Source organism: Vibrio sp. R15-SG3-ISO1B, assembly GCF_059833835.1.
Map to the genome: position 1 here is coordinate 68,405 of NZ_JCBDGG010000055.1, position 16,390 is coordinate 84,794.

Here is a 16,390-nt window from a genome sequence, read left to right on the forward strand (position 1 = left end):
CCGGCGTTGAATGTGAGAGCCCGACCTATTTTTATGCTCTTTGACGCAGCGAATTGATGCGGCGTGACAAGGTGCAAAACTTGCGCTTTTGCTTAACCTTATTCCGGCACGGATCGGAATAAATCCACTCTCTTTTCTTGCTATTGACCGTGCGGCGCATATACTAGTCGGCTGCGAAAAACTTGTCGTCTGTTTGTGACAGAATCAGAGCGAGCAAGCATTTGAATCTAACCCTGAATTGGGGCGCCTTCTTTGCGGCCTCATTCATGCACTGCGATAGACTAGTAATATGCAAGTATCCGATTTTCATTTTGACCTGCCTGATGAGCTGATTGCTCGCTACCCACAACCAGAGCGTACGGCGAGCCGTTTACTGCAATTGGATGGCAACAGCGGTGAATTGGTTGATGGCACATTTACCGATGTTCTCGACAAGATTCAGCCTGGCGACTTAGTGGTGTTTAACAATACTCGAGTGATTCCCGCGCGCCTCTTTGGGCGTAAAGCATCGGGCGGCAAACTTGAGGTGTTGGTTGAGCGAGTGCTCGACGAAACGCGCATTCTCGCCCATGTGCGCTGCTCAAAATCACCCAAGCCGGGCTCGACCATTTTTGTCGGCGACAATGATGAATTTTCTGCCCTGATGGTCGCGCGTCATGACGCCTTGTTCGAACTCGATTTTCAATCCGATCTCAATGTGCTCTCCATCTTAGAGCAGATAGGGCATATGCCGCTGCCACCTTACATTGATCGCCCAGACGAAGACTCAGACAAAGAGCGTTATCAAACGGTTTACAACCAAAAACCTGGCGCAGTTGCGGCGCCGACAGCAGGCTTGCACTTTGACCAGCCTCTACTGGATAAAATCGCTCAGAAAGGGGCAGAATTTGCTTACGTGACGTTGCACGTTGGGGCGGGGACATTCCAGCCAGTGAAGGTTGAGAACATCAATGACCACCACATGCACGCTGAATACGTCGAAGTACCACAAGAGGTGGTCGAGGCGATTGAAGCGACTCGGGCACGCGGCGGTCGAGTGATTGCGGTCGGTACCACGTCGGTACGCTCTTTAGAAAGTGCCGCGCAAGATGCGTTGAAAAAAGGCACGCCACTGGCGCCATTTTTCGGTGATACGGAAATCTTCATCTACCCTGGCTATGAGTACCAATTGGTGGATGCGCTTATCACCAATTTCCATCTCCCAGAGTCGACGCTCATCATGCTGGTGAGTGCATTTGCGGGCTACGACAATACGATGAACGCTTACCGCCACGCGGTGGAGAAGCAATATCGCTTTTTCTCTTACGGCGATGCCATGTTCATCTCCAAAAAGATTCAGAGCGCTAACGCGTAATTGGCGTTGGTGCGATATTAAACCGTCAGACTGTTTCTCTGACACTGGAGGCTTCGTGAAGTTAACATTTGAACTTAAGAAAAAAGATGGCGTTGCGCGCCGTGGTCAATTGACCTTTGAGCGCGGAACCGTGCAAACGCCAGCGTTTATGCCTGTGGGTACCTATGGTACGGTGAAAGGCATGACCCCTGAAGAAGTAAAAGGGATCGGCGCCGAGATCTTGCTTGGTAACACTTTCCATCTGTGGTTACGCCCGGGGCAAGAAGTGATGAAGCTGCATGGTGACCTGCATGACTTTATGAACTGGCAAGGGCCGATTTTGACTGACTCTGGTGGCTTCCAGGTCTTCAGTCTTGGCGATATTCGAAAGATCACCGAAGAGGGGGTTCACTTTCGTAACCCGGTGAACGGTGACAAAATTTTCATGGACGCTGAAAAGTCGATGGAAATTCAATACGATCTGGGCTCGGATATTGTGATGATCTTTGACGAGTGTACGCCATACCCAGCGACACACGATGAAGCGAAGAAGTCGATGGAAATGTCACTGCGTTGGGCGCAGCGTTCACGCGATCATTTTGATAAGCTCGAAAACCCGAACAGTCTATTTGGTATTGTTCAGGGCGGCGTGTACGAAGACTTGCGTGATGTGTCAGTGAAAGGTCTGACAGACATAGGCTTTGATGGTTACGCTGTGGGTGGTTTGGCCGTGGGTGAGCCAAAAGAAGACATGCACCGCATTCTTGAGCACACCTGTCCGCAACTGCCTGAAGACAAACCTCGTTACTTAATGGGGGTTGGCAAACCGGAAGATTTGGTAGAAGGTGTTCGCCGTGGCATCGACATGTTTGACTGTGTGATGCCAACGCGCAACGCTCGTAATGGCCACCTGTTTGTCACTGGCGGTGTGATCAAGATCCGTAATGCAAAACACAAAACGGATACGACGCCATTGGATCCACACTGTGACTGTTACACTTGCCAAAACTACTCGAAGTCCTATTTGCATCACCTAGAGCGCTGCAATGAGATTTTGGGCGCGCGTTTGAACACGATTCACAATTTGCGCTACTACCAACGCTTGATGGCAAGCATCCGAAAGGCGATTGATGAAGACCGCTTTGACGCGTTTGTGGAAGAGTTCTATGCACGTCGTGACCGCGAAGTGCCGCCACTGACGAAAGCATAACGATTGAAAGCCTTTGACCTATGGTCAGAGGCTTTTGCTAATAAAATAGGCAAACAGCGTGCATTTTTGAGAGGGTGATCTCTATTGTTTAATCTGACCCTTGAAAGTGTTTGGCTAAAGCCCAATTTGGATATCAATAAAATATAAATAGAGGATTATTTTAATGTTTATTTCTCAAGCTCACGCAGCCGCTGAAGGCGCACCAGCAGGTGGCGGTTTCGAAATGTTGATCATGCTAGGTATGTTCGCGGTTATCTTTTACTTCATGATCTACCGCCCACAGTCTAAGCGTGTGAAAGAGCACAAGAACCTAATGGCTTCTATGGGCAAAGGTGACGAAGTGCTGACGAGCGGTGGTCTAGTGGGTAAGATCACTAAGATTGCAGAAGACAACGATTACATCTCAATCGAACTTAACGCGAACAACGAAGTTGTGATCAAGAAAGACTTCGTGACTGCAGTGCTACCAAAAGGTACGCTGAAATCTCTATAAACAGCTAGAGGATCCTCGCTGTGCTTAACCGCTATCCGTTATGGAAGTATTTGATGGTGGTGCTAACCATCGCTATCGCTGCGTTGTACGCACTTCCGAATTTATACGGTGAAGATCCGGCAATTCAAGTGACAGGGGCGCGCGGCGCCTCTGTTGATCTGTCAACGCTGGACTCTGTCACTCAAGCTCTTGAAAAAGAGGGCTTATCTCATAAATCCATTGCTCTAGAAAATGGATCCATCCTTGTACGCTTTACGAGTACCGATACGCAAATCAGTGCGCGCGACGTCATCAGCGAAGCGCTCGGTAACGATACTATTGTCGCACTTAACCTTGCACCATCCACACCGGACTGGCTAGAAGCGATTGGCGCTGCGCCAATGAAGTTAGGTCTAGACTTGCGTGGTGGTGTTCACTTCCTGATGGAAGTGGATATGGACGCGGCGATGGAAAAACTCGTCGGCCAGCAAGAAGAAGCGTTTCGTAGTGAGCTTCGCGAAGAGAAAATTCGTTACCGCGCCATTCGCCCACTGGGCAAAGATGCGGTCGAAGTGCTGCTTCGTGATGGCGAGCAGCTAGCGCAAGCAAAACGTGTTCTCGAAGGTCTACACCCTGACATGTTGTTTGTGGAGTCAGGCAGCGAGAGCCGCTTTGCACTCAAAGCAACCTTTACCGAGCAACGCCTCACCGAAATTCGCAACTACGCGGTCGAGCAGAACATTACGATTTTGCGTAACCGTGTGAACGAACTAGGTGTTGCGGAGCCATTGGTTCAGCGTCAAGGTGCAAGCCGCATTGTGGTCGAGCTTCCCGGCGTACAAGACACCGCTCGCGCGAAAGAAATTCTCGGTGCGACGGCGACGCTTGAGTTCCGTGAAGTGGATGCGAGCGCTGACCTTGCTGCTGCTGCCAGTGGCCGCGCGCCAGCGGGCAGTGAAATCAAGCAAGATCGTGATGGTCGCCCTGTCGTGCTGAAAAAGCGTGTCATTCTTGGTGGTTCAAGCATCACGGATGCGAGCTCCAGCGTGGATGAGTACGGTCGCCCACAGGTGAACATCTCACTCGACAGTGAAGGTGGCAACAAGATGTCGGCGTTCTCGCGTCAAAATATCGGTAAGCTGATGGCAACGGTATTTGCAGAGTACAAAGACAGCGGTAAACGCACTCCTGAAGGCAAAGTGATTCTGTCTAAGCATGAAGAAGTGATCAACCAGGCGACCATTCAATCGGCACTTGGACGTAACTTCCGCATCACAGGTATCGATTCTGCCGCCGAAGCGCACAACCTTGCGTTGCTACTACGTGCGGGGGCTCTGATTGCGCCAATCTCGATTGTTGAAGAGCGTACCATTGGTCCATCAATGGGACAGCAGAACATCGATATGGGTGTCCAAGCGTGTATTTGGGGTATGGTCGCAGTCATGTTGTTTACCTTGCTCTACTACCGCAAGTTTGGCTTGATTGCCAACATGGCGCTGATGGCGAACTTGGTGCTTATTATCGGGGTAATGTCGATGATTCCAGGGGCAACCATGACGCTGCCAGGGATTGCCGGTATTGTCTTGACGGTCGGTATGGCGGTGGATGCCAACGTGCTGATTTTTGAGCGTATCCGAGAAGAGCTGCGTGATGGACGCAATCCACAACAAGCGATTCACCAAGGTTACGCCAACGCGTTCAGCACTATTGCGGATGCAAACATCACGACGCTGATCACCGCAATCATCTTGTTTGCCGTCGGTACTGGTGCCATCAAAGGTTTTGCGGTCACGCTGTCTATCGGTATTTTGACCTCCATGTTTACTGCTATCGTCGGTACCCGTTGTGTGGTTAACCTACTGTACGGCGGTAAGCGCATTAATAAACTGTCGATCTAGGGCTAGGAATACGTATGTTTCAGATTCTAAAAGCAGAGAAAACGATCGACTTTATGCGTTGGTCAAAGGCAGCGTTTGCGCTGTCTATTGTAATGATCGCTGCGGCGCTCTTCACGCTATCAACTAAATGGTTGAATTGGGGCTTAGACTTCACTGGCGGTACGCTGATTGAAGTGGGTTTTGAGCAACCGGCAAACCTTGAAGAGATTCGTGGTGCGCTTGATGCCAAAGGCTTCGGTGATGCTACGGTGCAAAACTTTGGTAGTGCCCGTGATGTCATGGTGCGTTTGCGTCCTCGTGATGACGCTTCAGGCGAAACCTTAGGCAACCAAATCATCAGTGCCATTAAAGAGGGCACGGGTGAAAACGTAAAGATGCGCCGTATCGAGTTTGTCGGCCCGAACGTGGGTGATGAGCTGACAGAAGCGGGCGGTCTGGCGATCTTGGTGTCGCTGATCTGTATCTTGATTTACGTCTCGGTGCGCTTTGAGTGGCGTTTGGCGGCGGGTGCGGTACTTGCTTTGGCGCACGACGTTATCATCACCTTGGGCATCTTCTCTTTGATGCAAATTGAGGTGGATCTTACCATTGTCGCGGCCTTGCTGACGGTAGTGGGTTACTCGCTCAACGATACGATTGTTGTCTTTGACCGTATCCGTGAAAACTTCCGCAAGATGCGTAAAGGCGAATCGGCTGAGGTCATGAACAACTCCATTACCCAAACGCTGAGTCGTACCTTGATCACTTCGGGTACGACTTTGTTTGTGGTTATCGCCTTGTTTACCCAAGGTGGTGCGATGATTCACGGTTTTGCCACTGCGCTATTGCTTGGTATCACAGTGGGTACCTACTCTTCTATCTATGTCGCTTCTGCGCTGGCATTGAAGCTGGGTATCACCCGAGAGCACCTGATGCCACCTCAAGTTGAAAAAGAGGGCGCTGAGTTTGATGAGATGCCTTAATGGCTCTCTTGCATTCTCCGTGCTCGCTACCTCTATTTGAGCTACTCCAAAGCCGCTGATGTCAGCGGCTTTTTTGTTCCTACTCACCGAAGGAAGAGTGATGAGAATTCGATTGTTGATAGTGATACTGGTGAGTCCACTGGCCTGCGCCAATACGCTGTTGATACCGATATTGAATGGCGATGCAATACGCCAAGAGATCCAGGAAACTTGGCTGGCGTGTGAGCGCGATACTTGGTGTGAGATGGCGCTGGACTATCATAAAGAGCACTATATTGCTGAAGCCACCTTAGACGGTGCAACGCTTTCAATCACATTACTGTCATCGTTTTCACCCCATCAATGGAGTCAGCTGCAGTTACATCTTCGCCAAGATGGTTTTGTGCTCAACCGCGTCACCATCGATGATCAGAGTTTAGATATCGAGACAGAACTCGCGCTTGCGTCAAACCAAGAGGTCGAAACCAAAATAGTGCGGCTTCTGGGGCAAGCCTCGCCTCGGTCTACCCAGCGCCTAGTCTATCAACATCGAGATTGGCGAGCGATGATCGTCAGTCAGGATGGGGTTCTTCGCGTGACGTTCGAGCCACGATAATGTTAGAGGTCGTCGCATGCAGGAATGCGATGGGCATTGCTCAATATCTTGTTATCATGGAGCAAACTCAACAATAGGATCTTATCTATGCCTCATCTACGTTTTCGAGCGGTGGAGCCGCAAACGGTTCAAACCTTATCCTCAACACTGCTTGATGAGCTCCAACCACACATGGATTGCCCCAAAGAGGATTTCACCTTTGAATACATCTATACCACGTTTTTTTATGATGGAGAGGTCAGCCAAGCGTATCCGTTTGTCGAAGTGTTGTGGTTTGATCGCGGCCAAGAGACCCAAGATGCGGTCGCAAGCATCATTACTCGTCAGGTTCGCGGCGTGCTTGGCGAAGAGGTCGATGTGGCGGTAATTTTCACGGCGCTTGAAGCCAGCGGCTATTATGATAATGGTGACCATTATTAAACGCTGAGTGGCAGCGGTAAATTGAGGGAAGGGATGAGTCATGAAAGCAGGGACGATTTGGCGACTTAGCGCCTTTCTACCTATCGCCTTGGTGATGAGCTTTGGCTCATCGATCAATGCTACGCCTTGGGAGGCCATTTCATCTCCGTCTCAATCTCAGCCGCAGGCGATAGGAAGCTACGCTAATGGCTGCTTAGCGGGGGCCAAGGCGCTACCGCTTGAAGGGGAAGGGTATCAAGTGCTGCGCAGCCAGCGCGCCCGATACTATGCTCACCCCAGTGCGATTCGCTACATCGAACATTTGGCTGAGCAAGCGCATCGAACGTTGAACACCTCACTCTTGATTGGCGATCTTTCTCTGCCACAAGGCGGTCGTTTTTCGTCGGGCCATTCAAGTCATCAAACAGGGCTCGATATCGACATTTGGCTTAGGTTGGTAGATGCGCCATTGAGTTCTCCTCAGTTGGCCAAACCTGAGCCTCTGAGCGTGGTCAACCTTGAGCAGTACCGCTTAGTGAAAGCGAGCTGGGATCGTCGTCATTTTGACTTGATCAAGCTTGCAGCCAGTGATGACGACGTCGCTCGAATTTTTGTTCACCCCGTTATCAAAGACACCTTGTGCCGCAGCGAAGAGAGCCAAGACAGAACATGGCTTCGCAAAGTTAGGCCTTGGTGGGGGCATCATTACCACATGCATGTTCGGCTTCGCTGCCCTGAGGGCAGTGATGCCTGTCAACCTCAAGCCGCGCCTCCAGCGGGAGATGGTTGCGGCGCAGAGCTTGCCAGTTGGAAACCACAGCCCAAACCTGCCATCAAAACGCCAACACCGAGCACGACAAGCAAAAAGAAAATGCCGAAAGTACCCCCCGGTCAATGTTTGGCATTACTAGCAGAACAGTCTTAAATCCTGTCATTCGTTTTCATGTTTTCTTCTAAAGAAGATAAAAACCGCGCTACTCGGGCGATATTCATGAATATCCGATCCAATACCCGCCGATATCCGTAAGAAATTTTCAGAATTTCGATTTAATTTGGGTTATTAGCTGTTGAGGTAGTGAGATGTTAGATACCCTCATGTTGTCGCGAATCCAGTTTGCGGCCAATATTAGTTTTCATATTTTATTCCCAACCATCACCATCGCTCTGGCATGGATGTTGGTGTTTTTCAAATGGCGTTACAACCGAACGCAAGCGCCAGTTTGGCTCGATGTCTATTACTTTTGGGTCAAGGTGTTTGCACTCACATTCGCACTCGGTGTTGTCTCAGGTATTACGATGAGTTTCCAGTTTGGCACTAATTGGCCGGGCTTTATGGAGCGAGTGGGTAATGTTGCAGGTCCTCTGCTGGGCTACGAAGTAATGACGGCCTTTTTTATGGAGGCGACCTTTCTTGGCGTGATGCTGTTTGGTCGAGGTCGTGTGCCCGACTGGTTTCATACTTTGGCCACCGTCTTGGTGGCGGTCGGCACGACCATGTCAGCATTTTGGATTCTGGTGCTGAATAGTTGGATGCACACGCCGGCTGGGTATGAAGTCATCGATGGTGTGGTGCATGTCACCAGTTGGAAGGACGTCATCTTCAACCCCTCTTTGCCTTATCGGTTTGCGCATACCCTATTGGCGTCTGGTTTGACCGCAAGCTTTTTGATAGCAGGCATCAGTGCCTATCAGCTTATTAAGCAACCTAGCCATCGTGCAGCCAAGCTTGGATTGAGAGTTTCACTGTTAGCGGCGGCGTTGTTCATTCCTGTTCAGATTTTTGTCGGTGACTTGCACGGCTTGAACACCTTAGAGCATCAACCGGCGAAGATTGCGGCGATGGAAGGAGTATGGGAAACAGAGCAAGGCGCTCCGCTGCTTCTGTTTGCTTGGCCAAATGAAGAGCTGCGTCAGAACGAGTTCGCGTTAGGGATCCCACATTTGGCGAGTTTGATTCTCACTCATTCGCTTGATGGGGAAATTGTCGGCCTCAATGACTTTGCACCCAATCACCCACCAGTGAAGCCGCTGTTTTTTGGCTTTCGGGTCATGGTTGGGGTCGGACTATTGATGCTAGCAGTAAGTTGGTTTGGTGGGTATCGCTTGCTCCGAGATCGAGACCTGCCGAGGCCCTACCTCTATGTCGTGGTCGCCATGACGTTTTCTGGGTGGATAGCGACGCTCGCAGGTTGGTATGTCACAGAGATAGGACGTCAACCTTGGCTTGTCACTGGTGTACTGAGAACGGCAGAAGCCGTCACACCATTGGCACCATCGAATGTGATGATCTCCTTGTCGATGTATCTTGTCGTTTATGCTGCTCTTCTTCTGGCGTACATCCACACCTTGTTTTATCTCGCTCGTAAGGACGTTGATGCTCACAAAGTTACGGCAACAGTACAACAAGGGGTACGCTAATGTTGAACTATTTACCAGAAGTTTATCTGTTGATCCTTGGCTTCACCGTATTTATGTATGCAGTGTTGGATGGCTATGATCTCGGCGTAGGTATGCTCCTTCCTAGCAACGATGAAGATCAGCGAGACAGAATGATTGCGTCGATTGGACCGTTCTGGGATGCCAATGAGACTTGGCTTGTATTGGCGGTTGGGATACTGTTGATAGCCTTCCCTAGTGCGCACAGTCTGATTTTTACCGAGCTCTATTTACCGACCGCCTTCATGCTGATTGCATTGATCATGCGAGGTGTCGCGTTTGATTTTCGAGCCAAGGCCAAAGCGGACTATAAGCAGCGGTGGGATAATTGTTTTAAATTGGGATCATTGCTCGCGGCACTGACCCAAGGATACATGGTGGGAAGGTACATCATGGGGTTCGAAGCATCGGCACAAGCTTACGGGTTTGCGTTTCTCAGTAGTCTTTGTGTTGCGTGCGCCTATGTATACATTGGCGGTGCTTGGTTGGTTCTCAAAACGGAAGGAAGATTGCAAGCCAGAGCTGCGCGTTGGTCACGCAGAGCGGGCTGGATTGCTGCGTTAGGGATAATCTCGGTCAGCATTGTTAACCCGCTAGTCAACCAACAGGTAGCGCAACGTTGGTTCAGCTTTCCGGAAATTCTGCTGCTTGCCCCGGTGCCTTTGGTGGTTTTGACGACAATCTACCTAGTTGACCGCTACTTACGTCGAGTTCCGACCAGTGATGATTGGGGCGCGCGTTGGCCTTTTATTGGTGCTGTGGTGATTTATGCGCTGAGCTTTTTAGGGCTAGCGTACAGTTTCTTTCCTCAAGTGGTACCTGGAATTATGGAGGCTCGCCAAGCGGCCTCTTCAGATGCGACGTTGATCATCGTCGGCTATGGTGTGGTTGTGGTGATGCCGATGATATTGCTCTACACCTTTGCGGTGTATCGCATATTTAAAGGCAAAGCCACAGAGCTCAGTTATAAATAACGCTGACTAACATAAAAAAACGCCGCTTCGATGAGCGGCGTTTTTTGGTATTAGGCTAACCCTTGAATGATGACGAACTTTTCGAGCAGTTCCTCTTCGGTCTCAATATGGTTTGGGTCCGTGATAATGCATTTGGTGATCGGACACACAGACTGACAGGTGGGTTTGTCGTAGTGCCCTTTACACTCTGTACAGAGATCAGGGTCGATCTCGAATATGCTGTCACCCATAGAGATAGCGCCGTTGGGGCACTCAGGGTCACACATATCGCAGTTAATGCACTTATCCGTGATCAGCAACGCCATGGTTATTTACCTGTTGGGTTACGGGTATCCTGACCAGCATTAAGGTTACGCATCAATAGACCAAATTCCAGATCCAAATCCTGTGGGACTGGAATGAAGACAAAGTGGCCATTGCCTTTTGCGTCATCGATAGACTCAGACTTGCGGTTTTCCATCGCTTCAAGCGTGAAGACTACATTACCTTTAGGTGTCATAAGCTCAAGGCTATCACCCACAACGAATTTGTTCTTCACTTCCACTTCTGCCATGTCACCGCGACGTTTACCGGTAAACTCACCGACAAACTGCTGAGAATCGGAAACAGAGTAGCCGTAGTCGTAGTTTTGGTAAGCATCGTGAGTGTGACGGCGAAGGAAGCCTTCGGTGTAACCACGGTGAGCTAAGCTTTCAAGCGTGCCCATTAGGCTCTCATCAAACGGACGACCAGCAACCGCATCATCGATCGCTTTACGGTAGACTTGCGCGGTGCGCGCACAGTAGTAGAAAGACTTAGTACGGCCTTCGATTTTCAGCGAGTGAACCCCCATCTTCGTTAGACGCTCAACGTGCTGAACCGCACGGAGATCTTTCGAGTTCATGATGTAAGTGCCGTGCTCATCTTCGTAAGCGGCCATCTTTTCTTCTGGACGGTGAGCTTCAGAGAGCAGCACCACTTCGTCGGTTGGTTTGCCACGACCAATCGTGGTTTCAGGGCGCTCGTCTTGAACTTCAACAGGCTGCGCCTGTGATGGATCAAACTTCTCAACGATGTCGCCAGTGTCGTTTTCTTTGCCTTGCTCAACTTTGTATTCCCAACGACATGCGTTCGTACATGTGCCTTGGTTTGGGTCACGTTTGTTGATGTAGCCAGAAAGCAGACAGCGACCAGAATACGCCATGCAAAGTGCACCGTGAACAAAGACTTCGAGCTCTGTTTCAGGGCAGTGTTCACGGATCTCTTCGATCTCTTCTAGAGAAAGCTCACGAGAAACAATCACGCGTTCAACACCGTTGGCAGCCCAGAATTTTACCGTCGCCCAGTTCACCGCGTTCGCTTGTACTGATAAGTGGATTGGCATATCAGGGAAGGCTTCACGTACCATCATAATCAGACCAGGGTCAGACATGATTAAGGCGTCTGGGCCCATTTCGACCACAGGTTTAAGGTCGCGGATAAAGGTTTTTAGCTTTGAGTTGTGCGGCTGGATGTTGCACACCACGTAGAGTTTTTTACCTAGCGCATGCGCTTCATCGATACCGATTTTTAGGTTTTCGTGGTTGAACTCGTTGTTACGAACGCGCAGGCTGTAACGAGGTTGGCCCGCGTAAACGGCATCAGCGCCGTAGGCAAAGGCATAACGCATGTTTTTCAAGCTGCCTGCCGGTGACAGTAGCTCAGGAACAAAAGCTTTCTCAGTGGTCATAGTCATTTCTCTTCAATCTGATCTCAAGTCAGGCCGATTCCACCATATGGAATCAGGGGCGCAAATTTTACGTCAAATACGCTGTGGTGACTAGGAAAACATAAGAGAGGTTAATGAAACGCCTTCTAAGCGAAGGCGTTGAAGAGACTTTGGGGCAGAAGATTACGCGTTCGGGTGCGGTAGTCCGCCAAGCATGCGGTAGAGATCCGGTAAGAAAGTGCTCATTTCGCCGCACATCAGTGAAAAGTCGGCATCAAAGCGCGCCGCTTGATCTTCACGAGGAATATCTTCGTTCTGATCTCTCAGTTCATCTGAAAACTTGAGGCGTTTGATGCTGCCGTCGTCGGCCAAAATAAACTCCAAGCGCTCTTGCCACCACAAGGCGAGTTTGGTGACTTGCTTATCCGCTTCAATGTGGCTACGAATTTCATCACTGGTAAGCTCTTGCTTCTTACAACGGATAATACCGCCTTCTTCCAGTACCGATTTTAGTTCGGCCTCGTCAAGCATTTGTAGGCCTGCTGGGAGATCGCCGCTCTTTACCCATTCTGTCATTGTAAGTTCGAGCGGTTTTTCCGGGATGGCAGGCACGATGGGTAAGCTTCCCATGGTTTTACGCAGTAGAGCTAAGACATCTTCGGCTTTTTTGTAGCTGCTCGCATCCACCAAAATAAAGCCTTCGCTCGGCAAAATCAGCACATAGGTGTGGTTGCTGCGGCTAAAGGCACGCGGTAGCAAATCCATCACGATGTCGTCTTTTAAGGTCTCTTTTTCTTTCTTTTTCAGTGGTCGACCTTCTTGCGCTTCCATGGCATCCACTTTAGCGTTCAGTGACTCTTTGATCACGGAAGCGGGCAACATTTTCTCTTCTTTCTTGGCGCAGATAAGAATGCGGTTTTCGGAAACGTGCGTCATCATGTCGCCGTGTTTCCCCATGGCGGTGACCCAACCGAATTTTTGTTTGTCTTGGCTGCCACATGGCGTAAAACGAAACTCTTGGAGCTGTTTTTCTAATTGGTCTGCATTGAACTCAATATCGCGGTTAAAGCGATAAACCAGACAGTTTTTAAACCACATATGATCTCTCTAGTGCTACAAGTAAGTCGGCAATAATAAGGAATTTCAACCAGATTGTCCTAGCCGAAATGCAAAATATGAAGATGAATCCAGAATAAAAGTTATATGAAAATTTGTTTTCAAAGGTCACAAAAGTGTCATAATTGCTAGTAATAATGCCTATGCATCAAGAGGCGGCAGGCTGCCCGCCCTAATCATTGAGTAAACTCAACGAACATAAGGTTAAATGATTATGTCTAGAAGGATTCTGGTTGTTGAAGACGAGGCACCAATTCGTGAAATGCTGTGTTTTGTTCTTGAACAAAAAGGTTACCAAGCAGTAGAAGCAGAAGATTACGATACTGCAGTAACCAAATTGGCTGAACCCTTCCCAGATCTAGTTCTGCTAGATTGGATGCTCCCTGGCGGCAGCGGTATTAATTTCATCAAACACATGAAGCGTGAAGAGCTGACACGCAACATTCCGGTAGTGATGCTAACAGCGCGTGGTGAAGAAGAAGACAAGGTTCGTGGCCTTGAAGTGGGTGCGGATGATTACATCACCAAGCCATTTTCACCGAAAGAGCTGGTGGCGAGGCTTAAAGCGGTGATTCGCCGCGTGACGCCCACTGCGCTGGAAGATGTGATTGATGTTCAAGGACTCAAATTGGATCCCGTTTCTCACCGTGTGACAGCGAACGATGAGCCTGTCGATATGGGGCCAACGGAATTCAAAATGTTGCACTTCTTTATGACTCACCAAGAGCGTGTCTACAGCCGCGAGCAGTTGCTCAATAACGTCTGGGGAACCAACGTGTACGTGGAAGATCGTACGGTTGACGTTCATATCCGTCGTTTACGCAAAGCACTCGAAGCCGCCGGGCACGATAAGTTGATCCAAACAGTGCGCGGTGCAGGTTATCGCTTCTCCACCAAAGCATAATCACATTAAACGTGTGAGGTCATAAGGAAAGCAAAACGGAGAGGTAAGTGGTAGAACGGTTAACTTGGAAAAAGCTGGCCTGGGAGCTGGCTTTTTTTTACACCCCTTGGGTACTCATTGGTTGGGTATTTGGCTATCTGCCGTGGCTGTTGTTAGCCGCGACGGCGATTCAGTTGCTGTGGCATCTGCACAATCAAATACGTTTATCTGCTTGGCTGTGGGACGAAAAGCGCCTGACGCCACCGTCGGGGTCTGGTAACTGGGAGTCGCTATTTAATGGCATTTACCGCTTGCAGCAGCGTCAGCGAAAAAAGCGCAAAGAGCTGACCAATCTTATCCGCCGTTTCCGCAACGGCGCTGAATCCTTACCCGATGCGGTCGTGGTGTTTCGCAGTGAGGGCAACATTGTCTGGTGCAACAAACTCGCCCAGCATCTGCTTGGATTTCGTTGGCCAGACGATTCGGGCCAGCCGATATCGAATCTAATTCGTACCCCTGATTTCATCAAATATCTCAATAAGCAAGATTTCTCTGTCCCTCTGGAAATGCGTTCACCGTTGAACGTCGAGCGAATGCTCGAGCTACGTATTGTGCCTTATACCGAAGGGGAGCACTTGATGGTGGTGCGTGACGTCACTCAGCTCAAGCAGCTTGAGGGGATGCGCCGCAACTTCTTCGCCAACGTGTCTCATGAACTTCGTACGCCGATGACCGTGCTGCAAGGGTATCTGGAAATGACGGAAGACCCAGACATGGTGGTCGGCCCCATGTGGAGTAAAGCACACGGCGTAATGACCGAGCAGCTAAACCGCATGAACAGTTTGGTCAATCAGTTGTTGACTCTCTCTAAGATCGAAGCGGCGCCCATGCATGAGCTTGAAGATGTTGTGAACGTCCCCGTGATGCTTGATGTGCTTGAGAAAGAAGCGGCGAGTCTCAGTGGCGAGCAAAACCATCAGCTCCACTTTGATGTTAATGACACGTTACGAGTGCTTGGTGATGAAGATCAACTGCGCAGCGCTATTTCTAATCTGGTCTACAATGCCGTGAAATACACCCCAGCTGGTGCGACGGTCAATGTGCGTTGGTATGAAACGACACAAGGGGCGAGGCTTGAAGTGGAAGACAGCGGTGACGGGATCGAGAAACAGCATATTCACCGTTTAACCGAGCGTTTTTACCGAGTGGATAAGGCACGCTCGCGTGATACCGGCGGAAGTGGACTCGGTCTTGCCATCGTTAAACATGCGTTAACTCACCACGATTCGCATCTTGAAATTGAGTCGCAAGTCGGTGTGGGCAGTAAGTTCTCCTTCTTGTTGCCAAAACGTTTGGTGGTGAAGTAATGGGGCGCCAAAAAGCGTGGCCAATCATCATTACGATTGGCGTGGCGGTATTGGGGCTATTGACTGGCCCTGCTCGAGCGACAGGATTGCAAGAGTATCAAAAAGTACGCGGCGTTAGCGGAAGCCTGAGCAGTGTTGGCTCTGATACGCTTGCCGGTATGACCACCTTATGGATGGAAGAGTTTACGCTGATTTACCCCAGTATTAACGGTCAAGTCCAGGCGTCTGGCTCTTCCACCGCTCCCCCAGCATTAACTGAGCGAACGGCGCAATTTGGCCCGATGAGCCGCGAAATGCGCAACCGTGAAATTGAGGCTTTTGAGCGCGAGCACGGTTACAAACCCACAGAGTTACGCGTCGCTATCGACGCGATTGGCGTCTTTGTCCACCGCGACAATCCGATTGAAGGGCTTAATTTTTCTCAGCTTGATCGTATTTTTTCCGCGACATTACGTTGTGGCGGTACGGAGAGTATCGAGTTTTGGACACAACTAGGACTCGACTACCAATGGGCAAAGCGTGCGATTCAAATGTTTGGTCGCAACTCGGTCTCCGGTACGTACGGCTATTTTAAAAACAACGCCTTATGCGGCGGTGACTTTAAAAATAACGTTAATGAGCAGCCGGGCTCGGCATCGGTCGTCCAATCGGTAGCCTCGGCGATCAATACGATTGGCTACTCTGGCGTGGGCTATCAAGTCTCAGGTGTGAAGCTGCTGCCGATTGCCAAAGAGGGTGAAGATTACATTGCGCCGAGTTATCAAAATATTTTGACTGGTCGCTATCCTTTGTCGCGCTACCTGTATGTGTACGTCAACAAGCATCCTGACAAACCGCTGCCTCATATCGAGCGAGAGTTCATTCGCTTTATTTACTCCAAACAGGGGCAAGCTTTGGTGAGCAAAGATGGTTATGTCCCTCTATCGCCTGAAATCGCGCAGCAGGAACTAGAAAAAGTCGGCCTTTCTCTACGTAATTAAACTGACGAAGACGTTGTCATCATAAGGTTAAACAAACGCCGCGTTCACTTGTAACGCGGCGTTTTTTCGTTTGATGAT

General features: G+C 49.9%; 16 protein-coding genes. 13 read left to right on the forward strand and 3 right to left on the reverse strand.

What is annotated here, in order from left to right:
* The first annotated feature begins 289 nt into the window (after window positions 1–289).
* From queA to AC6R0S_RS17700, 10 genes are all read left to right on the forward strand, one after another.
* Window positions 290–1,354 (forward strand): tRNA preQ1(34) S-adenosylmethionine ribosyltransferase-isomerase QueA, encoded by a 1,065-nt coding sequence (queA, locus tag AC6R0S_RS17655; RefSeq protein ID WP_500638460.1) that lies wholly within the window; start codon window positions 290–292, stop codon window positions 1,352–1,354.
* Window positions 1,355–1,409: 55 nt separating this feature from the next.
* The gene (gene tgt / locus AC6R0S_RS17660; protein ID WP_334551378.1) at window positions 1,410–2,543 is read left to right on the forward strand and encodes a tRNA guanosine(34) transglycosylase Tgt; all 1,134 of its coding nucleotides are present in this window, start codon (window positions 1,410–1,412) and stop codon (window positions 2,541–2,543) included.
* A 163-nt stretch (window positions 2,544–2,706) separates the two neighbouring features.
* Complete coding sequence (gene yajC, locus AC6R0S_RS17665) at window positions 2,707–3,036, forward strand: preprotein translocase subunit YajC (protein ID WP_334568317.1); 330 nt, start codon at window positions 2,707–2,709, stop codon at window positions 3,034–3,036.
* Window positions 3,037–3,056: 20 nt separating this feature from the next.
* A complete protein-coding gene (gene secD / locus AC6R0S_RS17670; protein ID WP_334551376.1) occupies window positions 3,057–4,913 on the forward strand; it encodes a protein translocase subunit SecD in 1,857 nt (618 codons plus the stop codon).
* A 14-nt stretch (window positions 4,914–4,927) separates the two neighbouring features.
* Window positions 4,928–5,875 (forward strand): protein translocase subunit SecF, encoded by a 948-nt coding sequence (secF, locus tag AC6R0S_RS17675; protein ID WP_500638461.1) that lies wholly within the window; start codon window positions 4,928–4,930, stop codon window positions 5,873–5,875.
* A 100-nt stretch (window positions 5,876–5,975) separates the two neighbouring features.
* Window positions 5,976–6,470 (forward strand): hypothetical protein, encoded by a 495-nt coding sequence (locus AC6R0S_RS17680; protein ID WP_500638462.1) that lies wholly within the window; start codon window positions 5,976–5,978, stop codon window positions 6,468–6,470.
* A gap of 87 nt (window positions 6,471–6,557) precedes the next feature.
* Window positions 6,558–6,890: a DUF1904 domain-containing protein gene (locus AC6R0S_RS17685; RefSeq protein ID WP_334551370.1), complete on the forward strand. Its 333-nt coding sequence runs from the start codon at window positions 6,558–6,560 to the stop codon at window positions 6,888–6,890.
* Window positions 6,891–6,930: 40 nt separating this feature from the next.
* Window positions 6,931–7,794, forward strand: coding sequence for a penicillin-insensitive murein endopeptidase (mepA, locus tag AC6R0S_RS17690; RefSeq protein ID WP_500638463.1), 864 nt, complete (start codon window positions 6,931–6,933; stop codon window positions 7,792–7,794).
* Window positions 7,795–7,949: 155 nt separating this feature from the next.
* On the forward strand, window positions 7,950–9,287 hold the full coding sequence (locus tag AC6R0S_RS17695; protein WP_500638464.1) for a cytochrome ubiquinol oxidase subunit I: 1,338 nt from the start codon (window positions 7,950–7,952) through the stop codon (window positions 9,285–9,287).
* A complete protein-coding gene (locus tag AC6R0S_RS17700; protein WP_500633736.1) occupies window positions 9,287–10,279 on the forward strand; it encodes a cytochrome d ubiquinol oxidase subunit II in 993 nt (330 codons plus the stop codon). The genes AC6R0S_RS17695 and AC6R0S_RS17700 overlap by 1 nt, the downstream gene beginning before the upstream one ends.
* A gap of 50 nt (window positions 10,280–10,329) precedes the next feature.
* Here the strand turns inward: AC6R0S_RS17700 and AC6R0S_RS17705 are convergent, their stop codons facing one another.
* From AC6R0S_RS17705 to rdgC, 3 genes are all read right to left on the reverse strand, one after another.
* Window positions 10,330–10,584, reverse strand: coding sequence for a YfhL family 4Fe-4S dicluster ferredoxin (locus tag AC6R0S_RS17705; RefSeq protein ID WP_334551367.1), 255 nt, complete (start codon window positions 10,582–10,584; stop codon window positions 10,330–10,332).
* Window positions 10,585–10,586: 2 nt separating this feature from the next.
* Complete coding sequence (gene trhP / locus AC6R0S_RS17710) at window positions 10,587–11,987, reverse strand: prephenate-dependent tRNA uridine(34) hydroxylase TrhP (protein ID WP_334551365.1); 1,401 nt, start codon at window positions 11,985–11,987, stop codon at window positions 10,587–10,589.
* 162 nt (window positions 11,988–12,149) lie between these two features.
* The gene (gene rdgC, locus AC6R0S_RS17715) at window positions 12,150–13,064 is read right to left on the reverse strand and encodes a recombination-associated protein RdgC (protein ID WP_500638465.1); all 915 of its coding nucleotides are present in this window, start codon (window positions 13,062–13,064) and stop codon (window positions 12,150–12,152) included.
* Window positions 13,065–13,296: 232 nt separating this feature from the next.
* Between rdgC and phoB the strand changes: the two genes are divergently transcribed.
* From phoB to AC6R0S_RS17730, 3 genes are read left to right on the forward strand one after another with little or no spacing between them, the layout of a single operon-like run.
* A complete protein-coding gene (gene phoB / locus AC6R0S_RS17720; RefSeq protein ID WP_334551363.1) occupies window positions 13,297–13,986 on the forward strand; it encodes a phosphate regulon transcriptional regulator PhoB in 690 nt (229 codons plus the stop codon).
* A 47-nt stretch (window positions 13,987–14,033) separates the two neighbouring features.
* Window positions 14,034–15,332: a phosphate regulon sensor histidine kinase PhoR gene (phoR, locus tag AC6R0S_RS17725; RefSeq protein WP_500638466.1), complete on the forward strand. Its 1,299-nt coding sequence runs from the start codon at window positions 14,034–14,036 to the stop codon at window positions 15,330–15,332.
* Window positions 15,332–16,312, forward strand: coding sequence for a PstS family phosphate ABC transporter substrate-binding protein (locus tag AC6R0S_RS17730; protein WP_500638467.1), 981 nt, complete (start codon window positions 15,332–15,334; stop codon window positions 16,310–16,312). The genes phoR and AC6R0S_RS17730 overlap by 1 nt, the downstream gene beginning before the upstream one ends.
* The last annotated feature ends 78 nt before the right edge of the window (window positions 16,313–16,390 follow it).

What these genes read in the sequence shown, in the direction of transcription:
- queA (WP_500638460.1), top strand. Translation starts at nt 290, where the DNA reads ATGCAAGTATCCGATTTTCATTTTGACCTGCCTGATGAGCTGATTGCT.
- yajC (WP_334568317.1), top strand. Translation starts at nt 2,707, where the DNA reads ATGTTTATTTCTCAAGCTCACGCAGCCGCTGAAGGCGCACCAGCAGGT.
- secF (WP_500638461.1), top strand. Translation starts at nt 4,928, where the DNA reads ATGTTTCAGATTCTAAAAGCAGAGAAAACGATCGACTTTATGCGTTGG.
- AC6R0S_RS17680 (WP_500638462.1), top strand. Translation starts at nt 5,976, where the DNA reads ATGAGAATTCGATTGTTGATAGTGATACTGGTGAGTCCACTGGCCTGC.
- AC6R0S_RS17685 (WP_334551370.1), top strand. Translation starts at nt 6,558, where the DNA reads ATGCCTCATCTACGTTTTCGAGCGGTGGAGCCGCAAACGGTTCAAACC.
- mepA (WP_500638463.1), top strand. Translation starts at nt 6,931, where the DNA reads ATGAAAGCAGGGACGATTTGGCGACTTAGCGCCTTTCTACCTATCGCC.
- AC6R0S_RS17695 (WP_500638464.1), top strand. Translation starts at nt 7,950, where the DNA reads ATGTTAGATACCCTCATGTTGTCGCGAATCCAGTTTGCGGCCAATATT.
- AC6R0S_RS17700 (WP_500633736.1), top strand. Translation starts at nt 9,287, where the DNA reads ATGTTGAACTATTTACCAGAAGTTTATCTGTTGATCCTTGGCTTCACC.
- AC6R0S_RS17705 (WP_334551367.1), bottom strand. Translation starts at nt 10,584, where the DNA reads ATGGCGTTGCTGATCACGGATAAGTGCATTAACTGCGATATGTGTGAC.
- trhP (WP_334551365.1), bottom strand. Translation starts at nt 11,987, where the DNA reads ATGACCACTGAGAAAGCTTTTGTTCCTGAGCTACTGTCACCGGCAGGC.
- rdgC (WP_500638465.1), bottom strand. Translation starts at nt 13,064, where the DNA reads ATGTGGTTTAAAAACTGTCTGGTTTATCGCTTTAACCGCGATATTGAG.
- phoB (WP_334551363.1), top strand. Translation starts at nt 13,297, where the DNA reads ATGTCTAGAAGGATTCTGGTTGTTGAAGACGAGGCACCAATTCGTGAA.
- AC6R0S_RS17730 (WP_500638467.1), top strand. Translation starts at nt 15,332, where the DNA reads ATGGGGCGCCAAAAAGCGTGGCCAATCATCATTACGATTGGCGTGGCG.